Origin of the sequence: Pseudomonas sp. RGM 3321, assembly GCF_022836805.1 — a bacterium.
Taxonomy (GTDB): domain Bacteria; phylum Pseudomonadota; class Gammaproteobacteria; order Pseudomonadales; family Pseudomonadaceae; genus Aquipseudomonas.
This window is the reverse complement of the sequence record NZ_JALHBH010000028.1, coordinates 1-411: the sequence shown is the minus strand read 5'-3', so window position 1 is coordinate 411 and position 411 is coordinate 1. Positions and strand designations below refer to the sequence as shown.

Genomic DNA, 411 nt, shown 5'->3' with positions numbered 1-411 from the left:
GACGACAAAGATGGCGACGAAAAGAACAATGCCGATCGTCAGTAGGGCCATAGATGGTTTCCCGTCATTTGCGGCGGCGGATACAAATGCGAGAATCATCATGGTCGCGGACGCGATGCCGCAGAGAGTCGGTGCCATGACCCACCATCCCGAGTGGTTGACGTCGTGGAGACGGCGCACCGTGAGGGCCAGGCGAGGAATGATAATAGCGAGTAGCCAAGCAAGGGGCAGCATCGTGAAGATGACGCCGGATGTCGACATGGCGGAGAATTCGGTCGTGGAGTTCGAGGTAATGGCCGACATGAGACCGACGCCTTGGAGGATGGGCATGAGCGCCTGCATCGCGACGGCGATGATGAAGTTGAACAGAACGGTCCACCAGTACTCTGAGCGGGAGGCGCGGCCTCGAAA

1 protein-coding gene is annotated in these 411 nt (G+C 58.6%); it reads right to left on the bottom strand.

Annotated features, from left to right (window positions below; translation table 11 throughout):
- The coding region (locus RGM3321_RS00090; protein ID WP_244391004.1) for a DUF805 domain-containing protein at window positions 1–411 on the bottom strand (411 nt) is incomplete at both ends.